Source organism: Gilvimarinus sp. 1_MG-2023, from assembly GCF_030548285.1.
Genome location: NZ_JAUOSC010000833.1, coordinates 1 through 285, shown reverse-complemented (window position 1 = coordinate 285; position 285 = coordinate 1). Strand labels below are relative to the sequence as shown.

1 protein-coding gene is annotated in these 285 nt (G+C 55.8%); it reads left to right on the top strand.

Going from position 1 to position 285, the window contains the following annotated elements; genetic code table 11:
• Window positions 1-37: 37 nt before the first annotated feature.
• Window positions 38-285 (top strand): hypothetical protein (locus Q4563_RS19230; protein WP_303605653.1); only part of this gene is annotated, 248 nt, incomplete at its 3' end.

Sequence of the window (285 nt, the reverse complement as noted above, 5' to 3'; positions counted from 1 at the left end):
CCCAAATAAAAACAACAAGAGAAAGCAGGAGTTATCCATGACCCGGAATTCCACAGCCACACCGGCGGCAACGTCACCACAGTCCCCCGCATCCATTGAGGCACAAACCTGGCTCGATCACTTCAATCAGGCGTTACAGAACCGTAATACCGCAGCGGCTACGTCCCTGTTTGAACCGCAAGGGTTCTGGCGCGATCTGGTCGCCTTCACCTGGAATATCAAAACCCTGGAAGGCCGGGACGCCATACAGGCGATGCTGACCGAAACACTCGCTCAGGTGCAGCC